Below are 2,049 nucleotides of genomic sequence, written 5' to 3' on the forward strand. Positions count from 1 at the left end.
CGGGCCGGGGACGCCGGCGGCCCGCTGGTCGTCGCACCGCCGCACCGCTGGGCCGCGGACGGGCCGGCCGCCGCCGGGGTGCTGACCGCCCTGACCTCGCTGATCGACGACGGCCGGATCGCCCCGACCGGCCTGTCCACCCTCATCGACGGCGCCGTGCAGGCGGGCGGGACGCAGCTGTTCTACCCACCGCAGGCCGGCGGCGCGGAGATCCCGGGGACGGTCGTGTCCGGGGTGGCCGACCAGGTCCGGACGATCGAGGCGCTACGGGCTGCGGCCGAGGCCCGCACCGGGGTCGGGGCCAGCCCCGCCGACGTGTTCGACCCGCTGGTGACCGGCACGCTGCGGGCGGTGTCGTCGTGGTGGCGGGGCGACCCGGCCCGCGCCGAGCGGGAGGAGACCGTCGTCGCCGACCGGATCGCCGAGATCCGTGCGTCGGTGCGTGTGGTGGAGCCGCCCAGCCCGTACTCGCTCGGAACCAGCGACGCACCGCTGCTGATCACCGTCGCCAACGGGCTGCCGGTGACGATGAACGTGCGGGTGGTGCTGTCGAGTACCACCGGGCTGCGGGTCGCCCCGATCGAGGTGCAGGCGGTCCCCCCGCGCGGCCGCGTCCAGGTGCGGGTCAGCGCCCAGGTCACCCGCTCCGGGGTGTTCAGCGTCGACGCGGGCCTGCTCACCCCCGACGGCGTCGCGCTCGGCCCGGACACCCGGCTACGGGTGCGGTCGACGGTCTACGGGACGGTCACGGTCTGGCTGACCGCGATCGCCGGCGGTGTCCTCGTGGTCCTGGTGGTCCGGCGGGTGCTGCGCCGGCTGCGTCCGGCCGCCGCAGCCGGGCCGTCCGGTGGCCCCGGGCCCGGGTCAGGGCCCGGCACGCCCCCGGACGTCCCCGTGCCACCGGGACCGGCGCCGTCCGGACGCGTCCACGGCTCTTGAGCCGGGGGAGACAAGGAACACGACTGTCGTTCGCCGTCCAGTATTGACCGCTCGTCGCATCACAGGTGCTTTCCGGCGAATCCGGAGGGCGAGGAGGCAAACCGATGGTCCCCCGTCTCCGAAGACAGGGGAGACGGATCCGGGGCGTGTTCTCGGCTCGTCCACATCCGACCGAGTGCCGTAGGCTGACGCCGGACACGACACCGAGCGCCAGGGGAGGGCGAGGCCGTTGAGCGGGCAGATCGGCGAGCGCACTGCCCGGACCGGCCCCCACCCCGTCGAGGACGACGCGACCCCCCGTCCGCACCCGTCGCTCGACCCCACCGACGCCACGGCGACCGCCGACGCACCCGGGACCGCCGGAGTACCCGCCGACGAGCAGCCGACGGCCGCCGTGCCCGCGGTGCCGGCCCAGGCCCGGCCCACCGAGCGCATCCCGCCCGTCCGCGAGACCGCGGGCACCACCGCGGGCTCGCCGCTCACCGAGCGCTACGTGCTCCGTCAGCGGATCGGGTCCGACCCGGCCGCCGGGGCGGAGTTCTGGCGCGCCGAGGACACCGTGCTGCGCCGCCCGGTCGGCGTCACGCTGCTGCGCAGGCTCCCCGCCGACGACCGTTCCGACGACCCGGAGGGCACCGCCCGCGCCGGCGAGATGATCGTGCGTGCCCTGCGCTCGGGCTGCTTCGAGCACTCCGGCAGCGCCCGGCTGCTCGACGTACTGGCCCCGGGCACGCACGGCCTGCCGGCCGACGTGCTGGGCGCCGCCGTCGCCGAGTGGGTGCCCGGGCGTTCGCTGGCCGAGACCGTCGCCGAGGGCCCGGTCCGCGCGCAGCGGGCCGCCAAGGCCGTCGAGACCCTCTCGGCCGCCGCCACCGAGGCCCACCAGCAGGGCCTGGTCCTCGGCTGCGACCACCCGCAGCGCGTCCGGATCACCCCGGACGGGCGCGCCATGCTGGCGTTCCTGCTCCCGCGCCCGTCGGTGTCCGCCGCCGACGACGTCCGCGGGCTCGGCGGGATCCTCTACTGCCTGCTCACCCGGCGCTGGCCGCTGTCGGTGTCCGACGCCGCCCGCGCCGGGCTCGTCGCCGCCGACCGCACGCCCGCGGGCCG

At 77.2% G+C, this 2,049-nt stretch carries 2 protein-coding genes; both read left to right on the forward strand.

What is annotated here, in order from left to right; translation table 11 throughout:
• The coding region (locus GTW08_RS19615) for a DUF6049 family protein (RefSeq protein WP_237454001.1) at positions 1–939 on the forward strand (939 nt) is incomplete at its 5' end.
• 229 nt (positions 940–1,168) lie between these two features.
• The coding region (locus tag GTW08_RS19620) for a protein kinase family protein (RefSeq protein ID WP_202417428.1) at positions 1,169–2,049 on the forward strand (881 nt) is incomplete at its 3' end.

This window comes from Pseudonocardia sp. SID8383, assembly GCF_009864975.1.
GTDB lineage: Bacteria > Actinomycetota > Actinomycetes > Mycobacteriales > Pseudonocardiaceae > Pseudonocardia > Pseudonocardia alni.